Source organism: Streptosporangium jomthongense, from assembly GCF_042650425.1.
GTDB lineage: Bacteria > Actinomycetota > Actinomycetes > Streptosporangiales > Streptosporangiaceae > Streptosporangium.
In genome coordinates this window covers 259,049-278,203 of the sequence record NZ_JBHSBC010000049.1, presented here as the reverse complement: position 1 = coordinate 278,203, position 19,155 = coordinate 259,049, and the positions used below count along the sequence as shown (strand labels likewise).

General features: G+C 71.2%; 18 protein-coding genes. 6 read left to right on the top strand and 12 right to left on the bottom strand.

Going from position 1 to position 19,155, the window contains the following annotated elements; translation table 11 throughout:
* Positions 1-185: 185 nt before the first annotated feature.
* On the bottom strand, positions 186-803 hold the full coding sequence (locus ACFOYY_RS38115) for a MarC family protein (RefSeq protein WP_352016271.1): 618 nt from the start codon (positions 801-803) through the stop codon (positions 186-188).
* A 706-nt stretch (positions 804-1,509) separates the two neighbouring features.
* Positions 1,510-2,139, bottom strand: coding sequence for a DUF6758 family protein (locus ACFOYY_RS38110; protein WP_352016561.1), 630 nt, complete (start codon positions 2,137-2,139; stop codon positions 1,510-1,512).
* 89 nt (positions 2,140-2,228) lie between these two features.
* Here ACFOYY_RS38110 and ACFOYY_RS38105 point away from each other — a divergent pair, with 89 nt between their 5' ends.
* Positions 2,229-2,633: an NUDIX hydrolase gene (locus tag ACFOYY_RS38105; protein ID WP_352016560.1), complete on the top strand. Its 405-nt coding sequence runs from the start codon at positions 2,229-2,231 to the stop codon at positions 2,631-2,633.
* On the opposite strand, the gene ACFOYY_RS38100 is transcribed toward ACFOYY_RS38105, so the two are convergent.
* Together ACFOYY_RS38100 and ACFOYY_RS38095 are read right to left on the bottom strand one after the other, a co-directional pair.
* The gene (locus ACFOYY_RS38100) at positions 2,596-5,883 is read right to left on the bottom strand and encodes a hypothetical protein (RefSeq protein ID WP_386196113.1); all 3,288 of its coding nucleotides are present in this window, start codon (positions 5,881-5,883) and stop codon (positions 2,596-2,598) included. The two genes, ACFOYY_RS38105 and ACFOYY_RS38100, sit on opposite strands and share 38 nt — an antisense overlap.
* Positions 5,884-6,199: 316 nt before the next feature.
* On the bottom strand, positions 6,200-7,141 hold the full coding sequence (locus ACFOYY_RS38095; protein WP_352016558.1) for an HpcH/HpaI aldolase/citrate lyase family protein: 942 nt from the start codon (positions 7,139-7,141) through the stop codon (positions 6,200-6,202).
* Positions 7,142-7,204: 63 nt separating this feature from the next.
* On the opposite strand from ACFOYY_RS38095, the gene ACFOYY_RS38090 reads away from it, so the two are divergent.
* Complete coding sequence (locus tag ACFOYY_RS38090; protein WP_352016557.1) at positions 7,205-7,567, top strand: hypothetical protein; 363 nt, start codon at positions 7,205-7,207, stop codon at positions 7,565-7,567.
* A gap of 22 nt (positions 7,568-7,589) precedes the next feature.
* Here the strand turns inward: ACFOYY_RS38090 and ACFOYY_RS38085 are convergent, their stop codons facing one another.
* On the bottom strand, positions 7,590-8,546 hold the full coding sequence (locus tag ACFOYY_RS38085) for an EamA family transporter (protein ID WP_386196110.1): 957 nt from the start codon (positions 8,544-8,546) through the stop codon (positions 7,590-7,592).
* 118 nt (positions 8,547-8,664) lie between these two features.
* Between ACFOYY_RS38085 and ACFOYY_RS38080 the strand changes: the two genes are divergently transcribed.
* The gene (locus ACFOYY_RS38080; RefSeq protein ID WP_386196108.1) at positions 8,665-9,906 is read left to right on the top strand and encodes a magnesium transporter MgtE N-terminal domain-containing protein; all 1,242 of its coding nucleotides are present in this window, start codon (positions 8,665-8,667) and stop codon (positions 9,904-9,906) included.
* On the top strand, positions 9,899-10,384 hold the full coding sequence (locus tag ACFOYY_RS38075; protein WP_352016554.1) for a DUF1003 domain-containing protein: 486 nt from the start codon (positions 9,899-9,901) through the stop codon (positions 10,382-10,384). The genes ACFOYY_RS38080 and ACFOYY_RS38075 overlap by 8 nt, the downstream gene beginning before the upstream one ends.
* 4 nt (positions 10,385-10,388) lie before the next feature.
* Here the strand turns inward: ACFOYY_RS38075 and ACFOYY_RS38070 are convergent, their stop codons facing one another.
* The gene (locus ACFOYY_RS38070; protein ID WP_352016553.1) at positions 10,389-10,856 is read right to left on the bottom strand and encodes a MarR family winged helix-turn-helix transcriptional regulator; all 468 of its coding nucleotides are present in this window, start codon (positions 10,854-10,856) and stop codon (positions 10,389-10,391) included.
* A gap of 222 nt (positions 10,857-11,078) precedes the next feature.
* Between ACFOYY_RS38070 and ACFOYY_RS38065 the strand changes: the two genes are divergently transcribed.
* The gene (locus ACFOYY_RS38065; RefSeq protein WP_352016552.1) at positions 11,079-12,221 is read left to right on the top strand and encodes an Mrp/NBP35 family ATP-binding protein; all 1,143 of its coding nucleotides are present in this window, start codon (positions 11,079-11,081) and stop codon (positions 12,219-12,221) included.
* Between the two features lie 50 nt (positions 12,222-12,271).
* On the opposite strand, the gene ACFOYY_RS38060 is transcribed toward ACFOYY_RS38065, so the two are convergent.
* The 5 genes from ACFOYY_RS38060 to sigE all read right to left on the bottom strand — a co-directional run bounded on the left by ACFOYY_RS38060 (position 12,272) and on the right by sigE (position 16,721).
* The gene (locus ACFOYY_RS38060; protein WP_362914241.1) at positions 12,272-12,649 is read right to left on the bottom strand and encodes a sec-independent translocase; all 378 of its coding nucleotides are present in this window, start codon (positions 12,647-12,649) and stop codon (positions 12,272-12,274) included.
* A gap of 106 nt (positions 12,650-12,755) precedes the next feature.
* Positions 12,756-14,387 (bottom strand): S1C family serine protease, encoded by a 1,632-nt coding sequence (locus tag ACFOYY_RS38055; protein ID WP_362776505.1) that lies wholly within the window; start codon positions 14,385-14,387, stop codon positions 12,756-12,758.
* A 96-nt stretch (positions 14,388-14,483) separates the two neighbouring features.
* Positions 14,484-15,509, bottom strand: coding sequence for a sigma-E factor regulatory protein RseB domain-containing protein (locus ACFOYY_RS38050; RefSeq protein WP_386196105.1), 1,026 nt, complete (start codon positions 15,507-15,509; stop codon positions 14,484-14,486).
* Positions 15,506-16,036, bottom strand: a complete 531-nt coding sequence (locus tag ACFOYY_RS38045; protein ID WP_352016548.1) for an anti-sigma factor family protein — start codon at positions 16,034-16,036, stop codon at positions 15,506-15,508. Before ACFOYY_RS38045 ends, ACFOYY_RS38050 begins: the two co-directional genes overlap by 4 nt.
* Positions 16,037-16,088: 52 nt before the next feature.
* The gene (gene sigE, locus ACFOYY_RS38040) at positions 16,089-16,721 is read right to left on the bottom strand and encodes an RNA polymerase sigma factor SigE (protein ID WP_352016547.1); all 633 of its coding nucleotides are present in this window, start codon (positions 16,719-16,721) and stop codon (positions 16,089-16,091) included.
* A gap of 172 nt (positions 16,722-16,893) precedes the next feature.
* On the opposite strand from sigE, the gene ACFOYY_RS38035 reads away from it, so the two are divergent.
* Positions 16,894-17,544 carry an O-methyltransferase gene (locus tag ACFOYY_RS38035; protein WP_362776510.1) on the top strand — a complete coding sequence of 217 codons (651 nt, stop codon included), beginning with the start codon at positions 16,894-16,896 and terminating at the stop codon, positions 17,542-17,544.
* 9 nt (positions 17,545-17,553) lie between these two features.
* Here ACFOYY_RS38035 and ACFOYY_RS38030 read toward each other — a convergent pair whose 3' ends face one another.
* Positions 17,554-19,011, bottom strand: coding sequence for a leucyl aminopeptidase (locus ACFOYY_RS38030; RefSeq protein WP_386196102.1), 1,458 nt, complete (start codon positions 19,009-19,011; stop codon positions 17,554-17,556).
* Between the last annotated feature and the right edge of the window lie 144 nt (positions 19,012-19,155).

The following is a 19,155-nucleotide window of genomic DNA, read 5'->3' as shown; positions in this document are numbered from 1 at the left end:
CTTCGAGCCGACGCTTTCCCTCGTCGCTCATCCGCTTCGCTCCTTCGCTCCTCAGTCCAAGCGTCGGCGCGCCCGAACCGAAACCCCTCACACACGACACCGGTAAGACACCGGTAAGGCAAAGACCAAGCCCTCACACGTGGCGCCGGAAGACCTGGGCCGAAAAGGCGAAGAGAAGAAGGGTCTCAGGTGGGGGTGTTCAGGAGGGTGCGGATGGCGGTGATGATCAGTTGTACGGCCAGGGCGGACAGGAGGAGGCCGGAGACCCGGGTGATGAGTTCCACGCCGTTCTCCTTGATCACCCTTATGACGGTGACCGAGAAACGCATGAACACCCACAGCAGGATGTGCACGACGGCGATGGCCAGGGCCAGGGCCAGGATGCCGCCGTCCTTGTGGCCGGCCTGCTGGGCGAAGACGATCGTGGCGACGATCGCGCCCGGCCCGGCGAGCAGTGGGGTGCCGAGCGGGACGAGCGCCACGTTGACGTTGGACCGTACGGCGTTGGCGGGAGGCTCGGTGTCTCCGGTGAGCAGTTGCAGGGCGACCAGCAGAAGCAGGAGGCCACCGGCGATCTGCATGGCCGCCACCTCGACGTGCAGGTATCCCAGGATGGCCTGACCGAAAACGGCGAAGATCACGATGAGGCAGAACGCGACGATGGGGGCCTGCCAGGCGATCCTGCGACGTTCGAGGGCCGTACGACCACCCGTGTAGGCGAGGAAGAGCGGGATGATCCCGGGCGGGTCCATGATCACGAACATCGTGACGAACGCCTCGACGAAGAACTGGACGTCGAACACCCGTTTCCCCTGACCCTCGGTAAGGAACACGCCATGACAGACCAGACGTTCCCGACCCGCAGGGTAGCAAGCATCCCCGTTCCCCTCACTCCAAGTAGCCCTCCCGGAATTCATTCCCCTCAGACCACCCGGTAACGGCCCCACCGCCCTCGGGCGGACACGCCTCACCACCTGCCCGAAGAACGACGAGGAGTTCTCCCGGCTCACACAGACGAGCCGCACCGGCCCTCAGCCCCCCGGCCCCCACACGGAAAGAAGAGCGCACGGCCAACCACAAGCCCGAAGCGAAGACTTTAATCTTGGCCCTACCGGTGCCGTGCGCGAGGGGTTTCGGCTTGGGCGCGTCGGTGCTTGGACTGAGGAACGCAGGAGCGAAGCGACGGAGTGACGAGGGAAAGCACCGACCCGAAGCGCACAAGCCCGCGACGCCGAAGGCGGAGCAAAGAGACACAGCGACGAGGGAAGACACCGACCCGAAGCGCACAAGCCCGCGACGCCGAAGGCGGAGCAAAGAGACACAGCGACGAGGGAAGACACCGACCCGAAGCGCCCAAGCCCGCGACGCCGCCAGGCGGAGCAAAGAGACACAGCGACGAGGGAAGACACCGACCCGAAGCGCCCAAGCCCGCGACGCCGCCAGGCGGAGCAAGGAGACACAGCAAAGGGACACAACCCGCGACGCCGAAGGCGTCGCAGAAAGACACAACTAGTTTTCCAGGCGCGGAGAGAAAGCTCCCAGAGGGAGGTCGAGGGTTTGGTCGTGTTCCCTGAGGTCTCTCAGGGAGAGTTCGGCGAGGGTCACCAGGTAGCCCGCCTCACCTGGCCAGACGACCGCCCACAGCCAGTTTCCCAGGGCCTCGCCCGCGTAGACCGCCCGGTCGGGGGCCGCTTCGACGCACCACATGGGCGTGGGATGGCCCATGATCTCGACCTTGGCGTGCGGCGGCCCTTCGCCGAAGCCCTCTCCCGGGTCGGTTCCCGCGATTCCGGCGAACCCGGCGCCGAGTCCCACTCCGGGTTCCTCGGCGATGATCAGCATGTCGGCGGGGCCGTGGGTCAGTGAGGGGCCGGAGATCGCGACCACGGTGCCTCTGACGCCGCTGCGTTCGTCGCCCGCCTCCGCGAAGCCCGTCACCAGCCATCCCTGCGGCAGCGGCCACGGAAGCCAGGCCGGGACCCTGGAGTTTCCGAGGACCTCGATCGCAGCCTGAGAGGGGCGTTTCGGCGACTGCAACGGCAGGACGTCACCGTGCGGTCCACACCGCCAGGCGCTCGACCAGGCACTGGGCGGGCGGAGGGGGCCGAAACAACGCGGACAAATGGGCTCGGCTCTCACGCCTACCCACGGTGCTTTGTCCACACCCGGTTCGTCAAGGGCGCTTCTCGTTGCGCAGCCGTAATCTTGTTCATGTGCGCGTAAATTGTGTGGGAGCGATCATCCGTGACGCGGAGGACCGGTTGCTCCTCGTACGGCGAGGCCGTCCCCCGGGGAAGGGCCTGTGGTCCATCCCCGGAGGGCGAGTCGAGCCGGGCGAGTCCGACGCCGAGGCGCTGGCCCGTGAGCTGCGTGAGGAGACGGGCCTGACGGTCAGGGCCGTCGGCCTGGCGGGCACGGTCGACCGTCCGGGCCCCGGCGGCGTCGTCTACGAGATCCACGACTATCTCGCCGAGGCCTCCGGCGGCACGCTCCGCGCCGGGGACGACGCGGAGGACGTCGGCTGGTTCACCGAGGACGACCTGGCCCGGCTGCCTCTCTCGCCGGGCCTGCTCGACGACCTCATCGGCTGGAAGATCATCGAGAGGCCGTCAGGGTCGAGCGCCACAGGGTGAGGTGGTCGCTGTCGTAGGTGGTCGAACGCCCCAGGGCGACGACCTGGTCGCCGGCGACGGTGACGGCACCGAGCCGTTGCGCGCCCTCCCCGGCGAGGCCGTCCTCCGTCTGGGTGTGCGGCTGCCACTTCAGGCCGTCCTCCGAGGTCCACGCGACGCCGTCCCCCTCGCCCGGCGCTCCCTGCCAGCCGACCGCGACCACGCCGTCGGCCGTCGCCGCCATGTCCAGTACGGCGGCCGCCCCTTCGGCGGGCAGCCAGGAGAACTCCCATGAGATGCCGTTGTCCTCCGACATCGCCCCGAAGGCCCGTTGCCCGTCGCCCGTGACGGCGGTTCCGGTGGCGACGATGGTCGTGCCGTGCTGGACCACGTGTCTCAGGCCCGCCGCCGTCGCGCCCTCGGGCAGCACGGGTTTACGCGCGACCCAGTTGATCCCGTCGGCGGACACCCAGACCACACCGGTCTCGTGGCCGTCGGTTCCCATGCCGCCGACGGCGACGTACCCGGAGGAGGTGACGGAGACGTCGTACAGGCGCACGCCGACACCGCCTGCGGGCAGACGCGCCGCCCGGGTGAAGCGTTTGAGGTCGGCGGTGAACCACAGCACCGGGACGGTCGCGGACGGCCCCCGGTCCTCTCCGGCCAGCACGTAGCCCGAGGGACCCGCGGCCACCGCGTGGGGGGCGAGGAAGTCGTGTTCCGCGGCGGGGGCGAGGGGGCCGGTCGCGGGAAGCCTGCGCCAGGTCGCGCCGTCGGCCGAGGCGACCAGGAGCGGCCCCGTCGAGGAGGCGTCGGTCATCGTGCCGCCGACGGCGAGCCAGCCCTGCCTGCCCCGGGTGACGTCGCTGAGGGCCTGGCGCCACGAGCCGCCGAGAGCCTGTGCCGGGCCCGCGCCCTTCCAGGTGTGGCCGTCCCTGCTGGTCCATATGCCCGCGTCTCCGGCGACCGCGCCGACGGCGACGAATGCGCCGTTCCCGGCGGCGATCCTGGCGGTGTCGCGGGAGGCCCTGGTCAGGCCGTCGATCCGGTCGAGGGCGACGGGACGCGCCTGGCCTCCCTCGGGGGCCGTGATGAGGACCAGGCGGTTGTCCACGTCGGCGGCGCGTTCGTCTCCGCCGACGACGAGGGTGCCCTCCTCCGAGATGGCCAGGGCCCGTAGCGAGCCGGGCACGTCGCCCAGGTCGGTGGACCTGCGCCAGTCACGGCCGTCCCTGCTGGTGTAGACGGCGTACCGTTCGAAGCCGGATTCGGCGACCGCGGCGATTCCGGCGTCCGAGGAGGCAAGGCGCCTGACCCCGGAGCCCTCCCGGGCCAGGCCGGTGATGCCGCCGCACCGCTCCCAGTCGTCGCCCCTCGCCGAGCAGTAGACGACGACGTCGCCCTTCGCGTCGCGCCGCTGGATCGGGACGAGTACGAACCCCGAGGAGGAGGCCGCGAGCGCGCCCGCCTCAGGGGTGACGCCCGAGGGCGCGGAACCGGCCCGCGTCCAGGTCTTCCCTCCGTCCGCCGAGCGCAGGACGGCCGGGGAGCCGCTCCGTCCCGGGTCGCCGAGCGCGACCACCGAGTCGCCTCTGGCCACGACCGCCTTGAGTCCTCTGACCCGGTCCGGGGTGCCGAGTTCACCGGCTTCGACCCTGCTCCACCCCTGCCCGTCGGGGGAGGTCCAGGCCACGGCCCCCGATGAGCCGTCCTGGAGCACTCTCGTGCCGACCGCGACGAACCCGGAGGAGGTCCTGGCCAGGTCCATGATCTTGTCGCCGGTCATGAACGCGCCCAGTTTCGCCGAGGCCACGGCGGTCCAGGTGGTGCCGTCCTCGCTGGTCCACAGGCCCCGGCCCGCACCCAAGAGGTCGTTGCCCGCGGCCAGCCAGAGGCCGTCGCCGCCCGCGACCCTGCCCACGGTCGTGGGGCCGTTCTCGTAACCGGCCGGGCCGGTCACCTTGCCCAGCTGCCAGGTCACCCCTCCGTCGGGGGAGACGAGGAACAGCGGCCTGGGCACGGGGCTGGTCGTGTCGCTGCCCACGGCGACCATGACGGAGCCCGCCGAGGCCACGGCGTTGAGCACCTGGCTCGATCCGGTGCCGCCCGCGTCCGCTGGCGGGGCGAAGTCGGTGTCACCGGGACTCACCTCGGCTCCGACGAGTTGCAGGCCGGTGGTGAACGGCCCGCCGTTCCAGCTCCACAGCACCGCTCCCCCGCCGACCGCGGCGGCCAGTACGGCGGCGACCACGACGGGCACGACCAGGCCTCTGCGCCCGCGTCCGGCCGGGCTCGAACGGCGCAGCGCGGAGGGGGCGGTCGTGGAGCGGTGGTGCCGTCCGCCGGACCCTCTCCTGCCCGGCGGCCCCTCGGCGACCAGCAGGTCGGGCCTGGCGGGCCTGCCTCCGGGGGGACGTCCGAGCCGGTGCACCGGCTCAAGGTCGTCGTCCTCCCCCGGTACGGCGGGCTCGTCCTCGTCCGGTTCCCACGGCTGGGCCGGCGCCTCCTCCTGGAGGTCGTGCCACACGTCGTACGGGCCGGTCCGGTCCTCCTGGGCGGGCTCGGCGGGTCTGCGCGGCGGCCCCGAGGCCACCAGCAGGTCGGGCCGGTCGCCACGGCGGCGTCTGACCGGTTCACGAGGGACGTCCGGCTCCTCGGTCTCCTCCCAGGACGCGTCGGGACCGGGGGCCGAGAAGACCGCGTGGGCGTCGTCGCGCCCCGAGTGGCCGAGAAGGTCCCCGTAGTCGCCCTCTCCGGTCCTCCTGGGCGTCTCGGCCGCCGGGCCGAGAGGGTCGGAGTCGTCGAACCAGGAGGGGCTCAGGAGGTCTCCGTAGTCGCCGTCACCGGGGGCGTCGTCCCGCTCGCGGGACGGCCCGGAGGCCACCAGCAGGTCGGGGCGTTCGCCGTCCCGCCTGCCGTGCCTGCGCTCGGGCGGGCGGTCCGGCCACAGCTCGGGGCCGGAACGCTGGTCGGGGTCCGGCGGGCTGCCCGCCGGGGAGGCGTACGGCTGGGTGTGGGCGCGACGGCGCTCACCGCCCAGGCCCTCGGGGCGGGCCCTGGGGGGCTCGTCCTCCGGGGTGGGCGCGGCGAACGGCGGCAGCCTCCACGGGGAGGCGAGCGGAAGTCCTCGGGGGTCGTCGTCAGAGGGGCCTGGGGGGGAGTGCTGGATCGTCGGAGGCGAGTCCGGATGCCGCCGGCGTCCGCCTCCGTGCGTCCCTTCGTCGTCCGCCGGCCACTCTCGTGAGCGCGGTTCGTGGGGGCCCGGGGCCACGCTCAGCACCTCCTCGCAGGAAGCCCGTCCAGCCCGGGGTTGGGCACTCCGGACCGTTCCATTCATCTCCGTGACACTCCGTCGCGTCACCGTACGGCCACGGCGAAGCGCAGGAGACCTTACTACTACCCCGTTCCGCGGAAACGATCACCTCCGTGGGGCGGCGGGGGTTCCAACCGTGCACATCAAGAGCAACACGCCGGAGCCCCGATGACGAGACCTCTCTAGTCAGATTTATCGGCGCGGCGCCGGAATTATCACTATCTGTGGCTTTAATTCCGAGATTTCATGACGGGAAAAACCCTCGGGCCGGGAGTCAGGGGGCCGGTGGGGTGAAGGCGGTGGTCCGGGTCATCCCCGCCGCCCTCCCCTTGGCCGTCACGACCAACGCCATCTTGCGGGACGCCTCGTCGATCATCTCGTCACCGAGCATGACCGCGCCGCGCCCCTCGACCGTCGTGTAGTGGTCGTAGGCGTCCAGGATCAATTCGGCCCGGTCGTAGTCCTCCTGGGACGGCGAGAACACCTCGTTCGCCGCCTCGATCTGCGTGGGGTGGAGCACCCACTTTCCGTCGAAGCCGAGGGCCGCGGAGCGCCCCGCGACCCGGCGGAAGCCGTCCAGGTCCCTGATCGCCAGGTAGGGGCCGTCGACGGCCTGCAGGCCGTGCGTGCGGGCGGCCATCAGGATGCGCATCAGGATGTAGTGGTAGGCGTCGCCCTCGGTGTAGCCGGGAGGCTGTTCCCCCACGACCAGCGTCCGCATGTTGATCGAGGCCATGAAGTCGGCGGGGCCGAAGACCAGCGTCTCAAGCCGCCTGGAGGCTCCGCCGACCGCGTCCACGTTGACCAGGCCCCTGGCGCTCTCGATCTGGGCCTCGATGCCGATCCGGCCGACCGGCAGGCCGTTGGCCTTCTCGATCTGGGTCAGCAGCGTGTCGAGCCAGACCACCTGGGCCGGGTCCTCGACCTTGGGCAGCATCAGGCAGTCGAGGAACTCCCCGGCACCCTCGACGACCTCGATGACGTCCCGGTAGGTCCACTGCGTGCTCAGGTCGTTGACCCGCACGACCCGGGTCCTGCCCGACCAGTCGCCCTCCCGCAGGGCCGCCACGACGTTCTTGCGCGCGCCCTCCTTGGCCGACGGCGCCACGGAGTCCTCAAGGTCGAGGAAGACCTCGTCCGCGGGCAGCCCCTGGGCCTTCTCCAGGAAGCGGGGATTGCTGCCGGGCACCGCCAGGCACGAACGTCGTGAGCGCATGACCCAACGCTAGCGGCAGCCCGCCCCGCCGGGGACGACGGGCGAAGGCCGTACATTCGTGCCATGGGAGTGATCGAGGAGGGCGCCAGGAAGTCCGGGGTCCTGTGGCTGTCGCTGGACCGGCAGCGGCTCGCCTGGCACGTGTGGCACGACGGCGCGATCTATCTCGTCACCGGCGGGGACGAGCAGGACCTGCCCCGCCTCGCCGAGGCGGAGCGGGTCCAGGTGACGCTCAGGAGCAAGGACAACGGGGCCCGCCTGGTCGTCTTCGACGCGGCCGTCGAGGTGGTCGACCAGGCCGCCTCCCCCGAGGCGGTCGCCGTGCTGGCCAAGGAGCGGCTCAACGCCCCCGACGCCGCGGGTCTGCCCGAGCGCTGGGCCGCCGCCTGCACGGTGGTACGGCTGACGCCCCAGGAACCCGCCTGAGGCCTGCCTGGGACCCGCGGCCTCAGCCGACCCTGGCCGGTTCCCCGGCCTCGACGGGGACGGGCAGGGCCGCGGTGGCGCGCTGGGCCAGGTAGGCGCCGAACAGGACGATGAGACCGCCGACGATCTGGAAGTGGCCGAGCGCCTCGCCGACCAGCACCCAGGCGATGATCGCCCCGGCGATGACCTCAAGCGAGGCGACCGTCGAACCGACGGCGGCCGACAGGCGGCGTACCGCGGTGACACCGAGGATGTAGGCGGCGACGGTCGCGATGAGGATCATCCACAGCGCCGCGGCCAGCACGGGCAGGGGATGGCCTCCTGCGGGGGCGACGACCTGGCCGAAGGCCCGCCACGGGATGTTCCACGGCTGGGAGACCGGCACGAGCACGATCGCCGCGCCGACCAGGCCCCAGGCGATCAGGCCGAGCGGGTCGACGTCCCCGCCGAAGCCGTCGCTGAGCAGGAAGTAGCCCGTGCAGCAGGCGGCGGCGCCGAAGGCGAGCAGCAGTCCGAACGGGTCCAGGGCCATGCCCGACCACACCTCGACCACGATGCCGAGACCGACGACCGCGACCACGGCGCCGACGAAGGCGGCGCGCGGCAGCCGTACCCGGCGGACGAAGCGCACCCAGAGCACGACCAGCACCGGGGCGGTGAACTCGATGAGCAGGGTGACGCCGACCGGCAGCCTGGTGATCGCCGCGAAGTACAGCGCCTGCACCCCGGCCACCGCGACGACCGCGTAGGCCACGAAGAGCGGCAGCCGGGAGCGCGGGATGCGCAGCGCGGCGGGCCGCAGGAGCGCCAGTACCCCGGTGAGCAGCAGCCCGGCCCCGGCCATCCGCACCCAGACGGCCTCAAGAGGGGACAGCCCGGCCGCGCCGAGATATTTGGCCATCGGCCCGGAGAACGCGAAACACCAGGACGACGCGAAGGCGATCAGCAGACCGTCACGCCGCACGGATTCACCACCCATGTAACTACCGTTCGCATGCTTTGATGCTGACATATCGGATATGCGCACAGCAAGGGGACGTCCGAAATGTGAGCGAGCCTTGAACCGCCCCGGCGAGAAGGCGACCTACCCTGCAAATGTGAAGATCTTCATCGCGCGACTCGCGGGAACCCCGGTCTTCGACCCGGTGGGTGACCAGATCGGGCGGGTGAGGGACGTCGTGGTGGCGTTCGCGGGCGCCGCTCCCCCACGCGTGCACGGCCTCGTCGTCGAGGTGCAGCCCAGGCGGCGGGTCTTCCTGCCGATCACCAGGGTCCGCGGCATCGAGGCGGGCTCCGTCGTCTTCAGCGGCCAGATCAACGTGCGGCGCTTCGAGCAGCGGGCCACGGAGAGCCTGGTCATCGGCCAGATGCTCGACCTGGAGGTGCAGGTCGAGGGCGAACGCGTGACCGTCCTGGACCTGGCCATGGAGCAGGTCAGACGCGCCGAGTGGCTCATCACCAAGGTCGCCGTCGTCAGGGTGGGCCAGGGCCTCGGCCTGCGGCGGCGCGGCCCGGCCAGGATCGTCGATTGGGCCGAGGTCAGCGGTTTCAGCGCGGTGCAGAAGGACCAGGGCGCGGCCGGCCTGCTGGTCGCCTTCGAGACGATGCGCGCCGCCGACCTGGCCGGCGCGCTGCACGAGCTGCCCGCCAAACGCCGCACCGAGGTCGCCACCGCCCTCGACGACGTACGGCTCGCCGACGTGCTCGAAGAGCTCCCGGAACGGGACCAGATCGGCATCCTGGGCAGGCTCACCCCCCGGCGCGCCGCGGACGTCCTTGAGGAGATGAACCCCGACGACGCGGCCGACCTGCTCCAGGACCTCCCGGCCGAACAGGCCGAGGCCCTGATGGCGCTGATGGAGCCCGAGGAGGCCGCCCCCATCCGGCGGCTGCTGATCTACCCGGAGGACACCGCGGGCGGCATGATGACCAGCGAACCCGTGGTGCTCCCGCCGAGCGCGACCGTCGCCGAGGCGCTCGCCCACATCCGCCAGCGGGAGGTCACACCCTCCGTGGCCGCGCAGGTCTACGTGGCCAGGCCGCCCATCGAGACCCCGACCGGCCGCTTCCTCGGGCTGGCGCACTTCCAGCGGCTGCTGCGCGAGCCTCCCTCGACGCTGCTCGGCGGGGTCGTGGACAGCTCGCTCGACCCGATCAGGCCCGAGTTCACGCTCAACCAGGTGGCCTCCTACATGGCCACCTACAACCTGATGGCGGTGCCCGTGGTCGACGAGCTCGGCCGTCTGGTCGGCGCCGTCACCGTGGACGACGTTCTCGACCACCTGCTGCCCGAGGACTGGCGGGAGCGCAACCACGAACCGGGAGCCGAACATGGTTGACCGTCTCGACCAGCCGAGACAGCAGGGCCTGCGTCTGCGCGCGCACTACGACCCCGAGGCCTTCGGGAAGCTGTCCGAACGCATCGCGCGTTTCCTCGGCACCGCCAGGTTCCTCGTCTACATGACCGTCTTCGTCGGGGTCTGGGTGGTGTGGAACGCCCTGGTGCCGGGCGAGGGGAGGTTCGACCCCTACCCGTTCATCTTCCTCACCCTGATGCTCTCGCTCCAGGCCTCCTACGCGGCGCCGCTGATCCTGCTCGCCCAGAACCGGCAGGACGACCGGGACCGCGTCCAGACCGACATAGACCGGGCCGCGGCCGAACGCAACCAGGCAGACCTGGAGTACCTGACCCGGGAGATCGCGGCTCTGAGGATCGCCCTTGGCGACGTGGCCACCCGCGACTACGTCCGCTCCGAACTCCAGCGCCTGCTGGAGGACCTCCAGCAGCCCCGGCCCCCGGCGAACGACCTCCTCTGAGGGGTCAGTCGTCCGCGGGGAAGAGCTCGGTCAGGATCGAGGCGCACCGGCGCAGTTCCTCAGGGCCCAGGGTGTCGAGGAGCTGGGCGCGGATGCCCCGCAGATAGGTGGGCCGTGCCTGCGCCAGCCGTACGGCACCGGCCTCGGTGAGCACCGCGAACAGGCCACGCGCGTCGCTGGGACAGGCCTCGCGGTCGACCAGGCCGTCACGCTGGAGGCGGTCGATCAGCCGGGTCAGGCCGCTGCGGGAGAGCAGGACCCGCTCGGCCAGGTCGTTCATGCGCAGTCTGCCCTCCGGCGCCTCCGCCAGATGGGAGAGCACGTCGTAGGAGGCCAGGGCGAGGTCGTGACCGACGAGCAGGTCGGTCTCCAGTGCCCGGGTGACACGCGCCTGGACGCGTTGCAGCACCCTCCAGACCACCAGCTCCTCTGAACTGACGGCCTCCTTCGGCTCGTCTGCCGTAACGGTCACGCAGTAACCTTAGACTGTTGCACGCGCACCTACATAGGGGATCACCCGGGTGCGGGAGCCCGGAATTCCCGGCGTCAACTCCCGGTTCATACCATGGGTCCGTGACCCCTCCCACTCTCAGCCGGGAGCGGCACGAACTGTCCGTGAAACGCCTGGACGACAATAGACAAGGAGGGACGGCAGCCCCGCCGCCTCATCGCGACGCCCGTTGCCGACACTTCGATGGCACCTACCCCGGAACTGGTCACGGCCGCGCTGGCGACCGTCAACGACCCTGAGATCCGTCGGCCGATCACCGAACTCGACATGGTCAAGAGCGTCGACATCTCCCCCGAGGGGGTGGTGCGCGTCGGAATCTACCTCACCGTGTCCGGCTGTCCCATGCGTGACACCATCACACGCGACGTCACCACGGCCGTCTCCAAGGTCGAAGGGGTGACCGGCGTCCAGGTCGAGATGGACGTCATGAGCACCGAGCAGCGCAAGTCGCTCCAGACGAAGCTGCGCGGCAACCGGGGGCCGGAGAAGGAGATCCCCTTCGCCCAGGCCGGTTCCCTGACCCGGGTGTTCGCGGTCGCCTCGGGCAAGGGCGGAGTCGGCAAGTCCTCGGTGACCGTCAACCTCGCCGCCGCGATGGCCGCCGGCGGCCTGAAGGTCGGTGTCGTGGACGCCGACATCTACGGCCACAGCGTGCCCCGCATGCTCGGCGTCTCCGACCGTCCGACCAAGGTCGAAGACATGATCATGCCGCCGGTCGCGCATGACATCAAGGTCATCTCGGTCGGCATGTTCAAGCCGGAGGGCAACACCCCGGTGGTGTGGCGCGGCCCGATGCTGGACAGGGCGCTGCACCAGTTCCTCGCCGACGTCTTCTGGGGCGACCTCGACGTCCTGCTGATGGACCTGCCCCCCGGCACCGGTGACATCGCGATCTCGGTGGCGCAGCGGATGCCCTCTGCCGAGATCCTCGTGGTGACGACCCCGCAGCAGGCCGCCGCCGAGGTGGCCGAGCGCGCCGGTTCGATCGCCGTGCAGACCCACCAGCAGATCGCGGGCGTCATCGAGAACATGGCCTGGCTGCCGTGCCCGCACTGTGACGAGCGGATCGCCGTCTTCGGCGAGGGCGGTGGCCAGACGGTCGCCGACGCGCTCACCCGCACCCTCGGCGCCCGTGTGCCGCTGCTCGGCCAGGTGCCGATCGACATGCGGCTTCGCGAGGGCGGCGACGAGGGCAAGCCGCTCGTGCTGACCGACCCCGACGCCCCGGCCGCCGCCGAGCTGATCAAGATCGCCTCGGGCCTGAGCAGGAGGTCGAACAGCCTCAAGGGCATGCAGCTCGGCATCTCCCCGACCAGGGGCCGCTAGAGCGGGACGTACGGCGGGCCCCAAGAGGCCACTGCGGGGTCACCGAGAGGTCAGGTGGCCTCGGAGTCGTAGGGCGGGAGCTCGCCGTACCCCAGTTCGTCGAAGTCGTCCAGGACGTCGGTCCCCGTGCGGCCGGAGACGGCGGCCCCTCCGGCGACGCCCGCCGTGGCGCTGCGCCACTCGTCCTCCAGGTCACCGGTGAGGTGCTTGCGGACGAAGTTCTTCGGGTTCAGGTCGGTCGGGTCGAAGTTGGCGAACTCCGGCCCGAGACCGTCCTGCAGATCCTGCTTGGCGTTGTTGGCCATCTGCCGCAGGGAACGCAGCGTCTTGCCCGCCTGCGCGGCCGCCTGGGGCAGCTTGTCCGGCCCGAAGACGAGGAGCGCGATGACCACAAGCGCCAAGATCTCAGGCCAGCCGAGTCCGAACACCGTGATCTCCTAGCGGGATGACACCAAGGCGGCGCTCCGGGCACACGCCCGGAGCCTTTTCCAGACTAATGCCCACGACCCGTGCCCGCACCAGCCCCTCCATCGATCATGAGGGACTGGGCGTGGGCTGCGGGGACGCGGCACCGACGGTCACGACGACCGTCTTCTCCTGGCCGCCGCGCTGGAACTTCACCGTCAGCCTCTCCCCCGGCGCCTTGTTGCGGATCAGCGCGATCAGCTCGTAGCCGTCCTGCAGCACGATGCCGTTGACCTCGGTGATGATGTCCCCGGGCTTGAGTCCGGCCTTGTCGGCCGGCCCCTCGGGCTCGACGGGCTTGGTGGCACCTCTGACCTCGGTGTCGATGCGGACGCCCGCGCCCTGGTAGGACTGGTCGATGGTGACGCCGATCCGGGACTTCTTCGCGGTGCCGGTGGTGATCAGCTCCTCGGCGACCCTGCGGGCGTGGTTGACCGGGATGGCGAAGCCGAGGCCGATGCTGCCGCTCTGGCCGCCGACCGACCTGCCGAGGGTGGCGATCGCCGAGTTGACGCCGACCACCTCACCCGCCGAGTTGACCAGCGGGCCGCCCGAGTTACCGGGGTTGATGGCCGCGTCGGTCTGGATGGCGCTCAGCCAGGTCGTGTCGGTGCTGTTCTCCTCACCGGCCTGGACGGGACGGTTGAGGGCGCTGACGATGCCCGAGGTGACGGTCCCGGTCAGGCCGAGCGGGGAGCCGATGGCGACGACCGGGTCGCCCACGACCACGTTGTCGGAGTTGCCGAGGGCGATCTCCGGGGCGCCGAAGGTCTCGTCCGGCTTGACCACCGCGAGGTCGGACTCCGGGTCACGGCCCACGACGTGGGCGGAGGTCGACTTGCGGTTGCTGAACTGGATCTGGATCTGGCTGTTGTTCGGCTCGGCCCCGGCGACCACGTGGTTGTTGGTCACCACGTAACCGCCCTTGATCAGGAAGCCGGAGCCGGTGCTCGCGCTCGTGCCCGCGTTGACCGACAGCGAGACCACGCTGGGCAGGACCTTGGAGGCCACGCCCGCGATCGACTCGGGGGCCCTGGAGTTGGAGCCGCTCGGCGCCGTCCCCAGCCGGTAGGACGGGTCGAGGTCGGAGTTGGCCGGGCGGGTGAGCAGGTAGGTGCCGAAGCTGCCCGCCGCGGAGGCCAGCAGCGCGATCACCACGGCCAGTACGGCCAGCGTGCCGGTGCGCGGGCCACGCCGCTCGGTGACGGCCGACCCGCCGAAGGTCCCGTCGTACGGCCCCGGCCCACCGGGGACCGGAGGCGCGGGCGGCGGTGCCCAGCCCAGCCCGAGGCCGTGCGCCCGCGACGGCGGGGGCGGCTGGTTCCCCGGAAAGCCCCCGGGGGCGGCGAAGACCGCGGTGTCGCGGTAGGTCCTGCCCGACGGGTCTCCCCAGCCGCCGTTGGCGGGAGGCGCGGCCTGACGCCCGGTCCAGTCCTCGTATCCGGGCCCCTCGGGCTCCCGGGCGCCCCAGCGGGCACGCCCCGGGGGCTCACCGAGCTGGCTCCAGCCCTCGCCGTACCCCTGGGAGCCCTGGACTCCGTGGGACCGGTCCACCGGCGAGGGAGGCGTCTGCCCTGCGGGCAGGAACTCCGGCCTGGAGAACTCCGAGGTCGCGCCTGCACCGCCTCTGTCGTCGGTGAGGCCCGACTGCGTACGCCCCTCGGCGTCGTCCGCCTCGTGGGTACGGTTCTCGTCGGTCATCGAATGTTCACCACTCCTCGCCTCGCATGAGGCAACTCACCGGGGGGCACCCGGCAATCTTCCCCTGAACGGCATACGAGAGACGTAAAACGCGCCCTATCCGAAGGGATTGACCCAGGAAAGCAGGCGGTGGGCTCCTCTGCCCAGCCGGTTCCACAGGTTCGGGGCGGGTTCGTGGGGCAGTGCCGCGACCGCGGCGTCGACCGTGTCGGCCGGAGCGTCCGCGAAGACGGTGTAGACATGGTCCCCACTGGCCCAGATCGTCCCCTGCTCGGCTGAGTTCCGCATCCAGATCGTATGCCCGTCATGACGCTGGGCATGCCACCCACGGAGCTTTTCCCCATCAAGCACACCAGAGTCCACGAAAACCGACACGACCGACAACCCATCCGAATATCCCAGATACAAGTATCCGGCAGGTGCGGTGTGCGCCGCGAACAGCTCAAGGCGACCGGGCAACTCGGCGGGGAAACGCCACCCCCGGTCCAGGAGCTCGGGCACCTCGCCCAGGTCGAGCCCGCCCGGAGGCGGCACGGGGACGACGCTCCCACGCGCAACCGGATCGAGGGTCAGGTCGAGGAAGCCGCCCACGTGGACGGTCCGGCCCCGGCCGTCGAACAACTCACGGCGCAGCGCCAGGCCCCCCGACTCGTCCAGCCAGTAACGCGCCACGGGCGTGCCGTCCGTGCGCAGGACGTCCACCAGGTGAGCGGCACGTCCGCCGGTACGGGTCCTGCCCGCGTCGACCACCCGGTAGTTGCGGGCCAGCACCTCAAGCATCGTCTCCGAGGGGGCGGCCATGCTCCCCGCGGGGGTGCCGGGGTCGACCCAGCCCGCCGTACCCGAGGGGCGTGAGCTCACCGACAGGCCGCGCCCGGGGACGTTGCGGACCTCGACCATGGAGGAGAAGGACCCGGAACGGCCCCAGGTCGTGACGTACTGGGTGCCCGAGTAACCGCGCCCCCTGGCCGCGGCGGCCGCCTCACGCAGCAGCCGCAGGCCCGTGTCCTCGTCGCGCTCGCCCTGCTGCACAGACTGCTGTACGGCTCGCGCCGGGCTGCCCGCCACCAGGCCCAGCACCATGGCGACCACCACGGCCAGGCAGGCGGGCAGCCGGATCACGGAGTCGGCGAGAAGCTCGGAGTCGCCGAGCCTCCGTACGGGGCGGTGTTCCTGTGCTGGTTGGCGAACATGTCGACCGGAGGCACACGCGGGCCGGGGTCGGGACCGCCGACGACGAACAGCGTGCCGATGGCGACCGCCGCGGAGGCGACGCCGACCGCGACGTAGCCGACCCTGCGGGCACGGCGCGTCGACGCGGCCCGCCCGCGCGGCCGGTTGTCCGGCGGCGCGACGGTGTGCATGCCGGGGATCGGCGCCCCGCCGAAGGTCCGCGAACCGCTGGGAAAAGGCCGCTCACGCGGCGGTAGCGGGTCGCCGGGGTCGGCCATCCGCAGCAGGGACATCGTCAGGTCGGCGGGCATCGCGGGCCCGTCGAGCGACCTCAGGCGGCTCTTCAGCGCCCGCATGGCCTCCACCTCGGCCCTGCAGGAGGCGCAGAAGGCGAGGTGGGACAGCGCCCGGTCACGCTCGTGGTGGTTCAGCTCGCCGTCGACCAGCGCGGAAACACGTTCTCCAAGATGACTCATGACCACTCCTTGCCAAGCGGCTCGTCGTGACATTCGTCATAACTGCGGCTTCTCATGCGAGTTCCTCCCCGCGGGTGATGGTCGGGGGGAGTTGATCTCCGCGGGGCGCGCGGTGTTCCAGCGCGTCACGCAGCTGAGCCCGGCCACGGTGGATACGACTGCGGACCGTGCCGAGCTTCACGCCGAGTGTCGCGGCGATCTCCTCGTAGGACAGCCCCTCGATGTCACACAGAACGACGGCCGCGCGGAACTCGGGCGCGAGCGCGTCGAGTGCCGCCTGGATGTCGGGTTCGAGATGGGTGTCGTCGTACACCTGGGCGGGGGACGGCTCACGGCCACGCAGCCGTTCCGCCGCGTCGTCCGCCAGGCCCTCGAACCTGATGCGCTGCTTGCGCCGCGCCATGTCGAGGAACAGGTTGGTGGTGATGCGGTGCAGCCAGCCCTCGAAGGTCCCCGGAGTGTAGTTCGACAGGGACCTGAAGACCCGGACGAAGACCTCCTGTGTGAGGTCCTCGGCGTCGTGGACGTTACCGGTCAGCCGATAGGCCAGCCTGTAGACACGCGCCGAATGGGTCCGAACCACCTCCTCCCAGGTGGGAGGTGTCCATTCAGACACGGGAGTATCCGTCTGGTGGTCGAACTCGTCCACCAGCACTCCTCTCTCCGGGACCACCGCTATCGCCATAGTGCCTGGTTTCGTCCCTTCGTGCGCACTCACTACCCTCAGGACCGGCAAAGGCCGCTTAAACCGTGCAACGCACCAGGCATGACATGAGTTCCCGATCGGGCTTGGCTCCCCTAGGCTGCGACCCAGTCCCTATATGGCTCTGTACGGAGAAAGCGGGAAGGAGAGGCCGATGGCAGAGACGCCGACAAGTCCGTTGGAGGCCGCTCTGGCCTATGCCGAGGAATTCCACCGGGAGGACGAGATCCTCTGGGAGGCGCGCCGACGCGCCGCGGAGGTCGGGGTCACCCCCATCCCGCCCGGCACCGGCGCCGCGCTCTGTTTCCTCGCCTCGGCCACCAACGCCAAGGCCGTCGTGGAGGTCGGCACGGGATGCGGTGTGTCCGGGCTGTGGCTGCTGCGCGGCATGCGCCAGGACGGCACGCTGACCAGCGTGGACGTCGAGCCGGAGTACCAGCGCCTCGCCCGGCAGGGTTTCGCCCAGGCGGGCTTCCCCGGCGGCAGGACCCGCCTCATCACGGGACGGGCCCTGGACGTGCTGCCTCGTCTGTCCGACGGCGGCTACGACCTGGTCTTCTGCGACGGAGCCAAGCAGGAGTACGCCGACTACCTGGCCGAGGCGGTCCGCCTGCTGCGTGTCGGCGGCATCGTGATCTTCGACAGCGCGCTGTGGCAGCACAGGGCGACCGACCCCACCCGGCGTGACCCGGACGTCGTCGCCCTGCGGGAGCTGGGCAAGCTGGTCCGCGGTGACGAACGACTGCGCCCCCTGATGATCCCTCTCGGCGACGGCGTCCTGGCCGCCGTCAAACTCGGCTCCTAGCCGCCCGGCTCAGCTCCTGGTCAGCCAGTCGAGCAGCAGGCGCACGCCGTAGCCGGTGGCGCCCTTGCTGAGGAAGCCCTCGTCCGCGGTGCTCCTGCCGACGCCCGCGATGTCCAGGTGCGCCCACGGCCGCCCGCCGGTGAACTCGCGCAGGAACAGCGCCGCCGTGATGGAACCGGCGCCGTAGGTCGATCCGGCCTCGATGTTGGCCAGGTCCGCCACGCTCGACTCCAGCGCCGGAGAGTAGTCCTCGATGAGCGGCATCCGCCACAGCCGCTCCCCCGCCTGCGTGCCCGCCTCGGTCAGCTCGGCCGCCAGGGCGTCGTCGGAGGCGAAGACGGCCCCCACGTCCTTGCCCAGGGCCACACTGATCGCGCCGGTGAGCGTCGCGACGTCCACCATGACGTCCGGGTCGAGCTCGGCGTCGGCGTAGGCCAGCGCGTCGGCCATCACCAGCCGGCCCTCCGCGTCGGTGTTGAGCACCTCGACGGTCCGCCCGCCGTACTGGGTGATCACGTCGGAGGGGCGCTGGGCCGTACCGGAGAAGGCGTTCTCCGCGGCGGCGACCAGGGCGGTGACCCGCACCCGCGCGCCCAGCGCGGCGAGCGCGGCGACGGCCGCGATGACGGTCGCGGCGCCCGCCATGTCGGTCTTCATGAACTTCATGCCGTCGCTCGGCTTCAGGGACAGGCCGCCGGTGTCGAAGGTGATGCCCTTGCCGACCAGGACGACGTGCCTGGTGGCGCCCTGCGGGCTGTAGGAGAGCCGGACCAGGCGCGGCGGGCTGACCGAACCCTGACCGACCGCCAGGATGCCGCCGAAGCCCTCGGCGCGCAGCTCGCGCTCGTCCCACACCTTCACGTCGACGCCTCCGGCCGCCTCGGCGCGCTCCGTCGCGCGCTCGGCGAGCCACTGCGGCGTCTTGATCGAGGCCGGGGTGTTGGCCAGGTCCCTGGCGAACGAGACGGCCTCGGCGACCACGGCGCCCCTGGCGACCTCGGCCTCGACGCCGTCACCGACGAGCTCGACCAGGGCCGCGGGGGCGGACCTGGTCTCGCCGATCCTGAAGGTGTAGGTGGCCAGCAGCGCGCCCTCGACGAACGCTGCCACCGGCCCCTCCGGCAGCACGACCCTGATGGAGGACCTGCCCCTGCCCCGCCGTACGACCGTGGCGCCGGCCTTGCGCAGCGCGCCCGCCGAGCCGTCGCCGACCCCGTAGAGCAGCACCCGGCCGACGCCGTCGCCGTTGGCCACCGGGACCTCGACGACCTCACCGGCCTCGCCCTTGGCCTCGTAGTGCGCCAGCAGGGCCTCGACGGGCAGTGGCAGCTCCACCTCGGGCGCGCGGTCGGCGGAGAAGGGTACGGCGAGCAGCCCTGCCTCCCCGAGCGGCGGCACCCCCGCCGGGACGGCGGCCCCGGGTTCCGAAGGGGCACCGGTGAGCAGGGTGTACGGAGAGATGGGCATGTGGAACTCCAGTCATCAGCCGGGGGACACCGCGGCCCTGGCACGAGCCGCGCTCCGGCGGTCCGGTGGCCAGGGCCGTGTTCGTCGATCGGGGGCGCACGGGCCGCAGTGGCTGTCGTGCTCCGCGAACGAGATCGAGTCGGG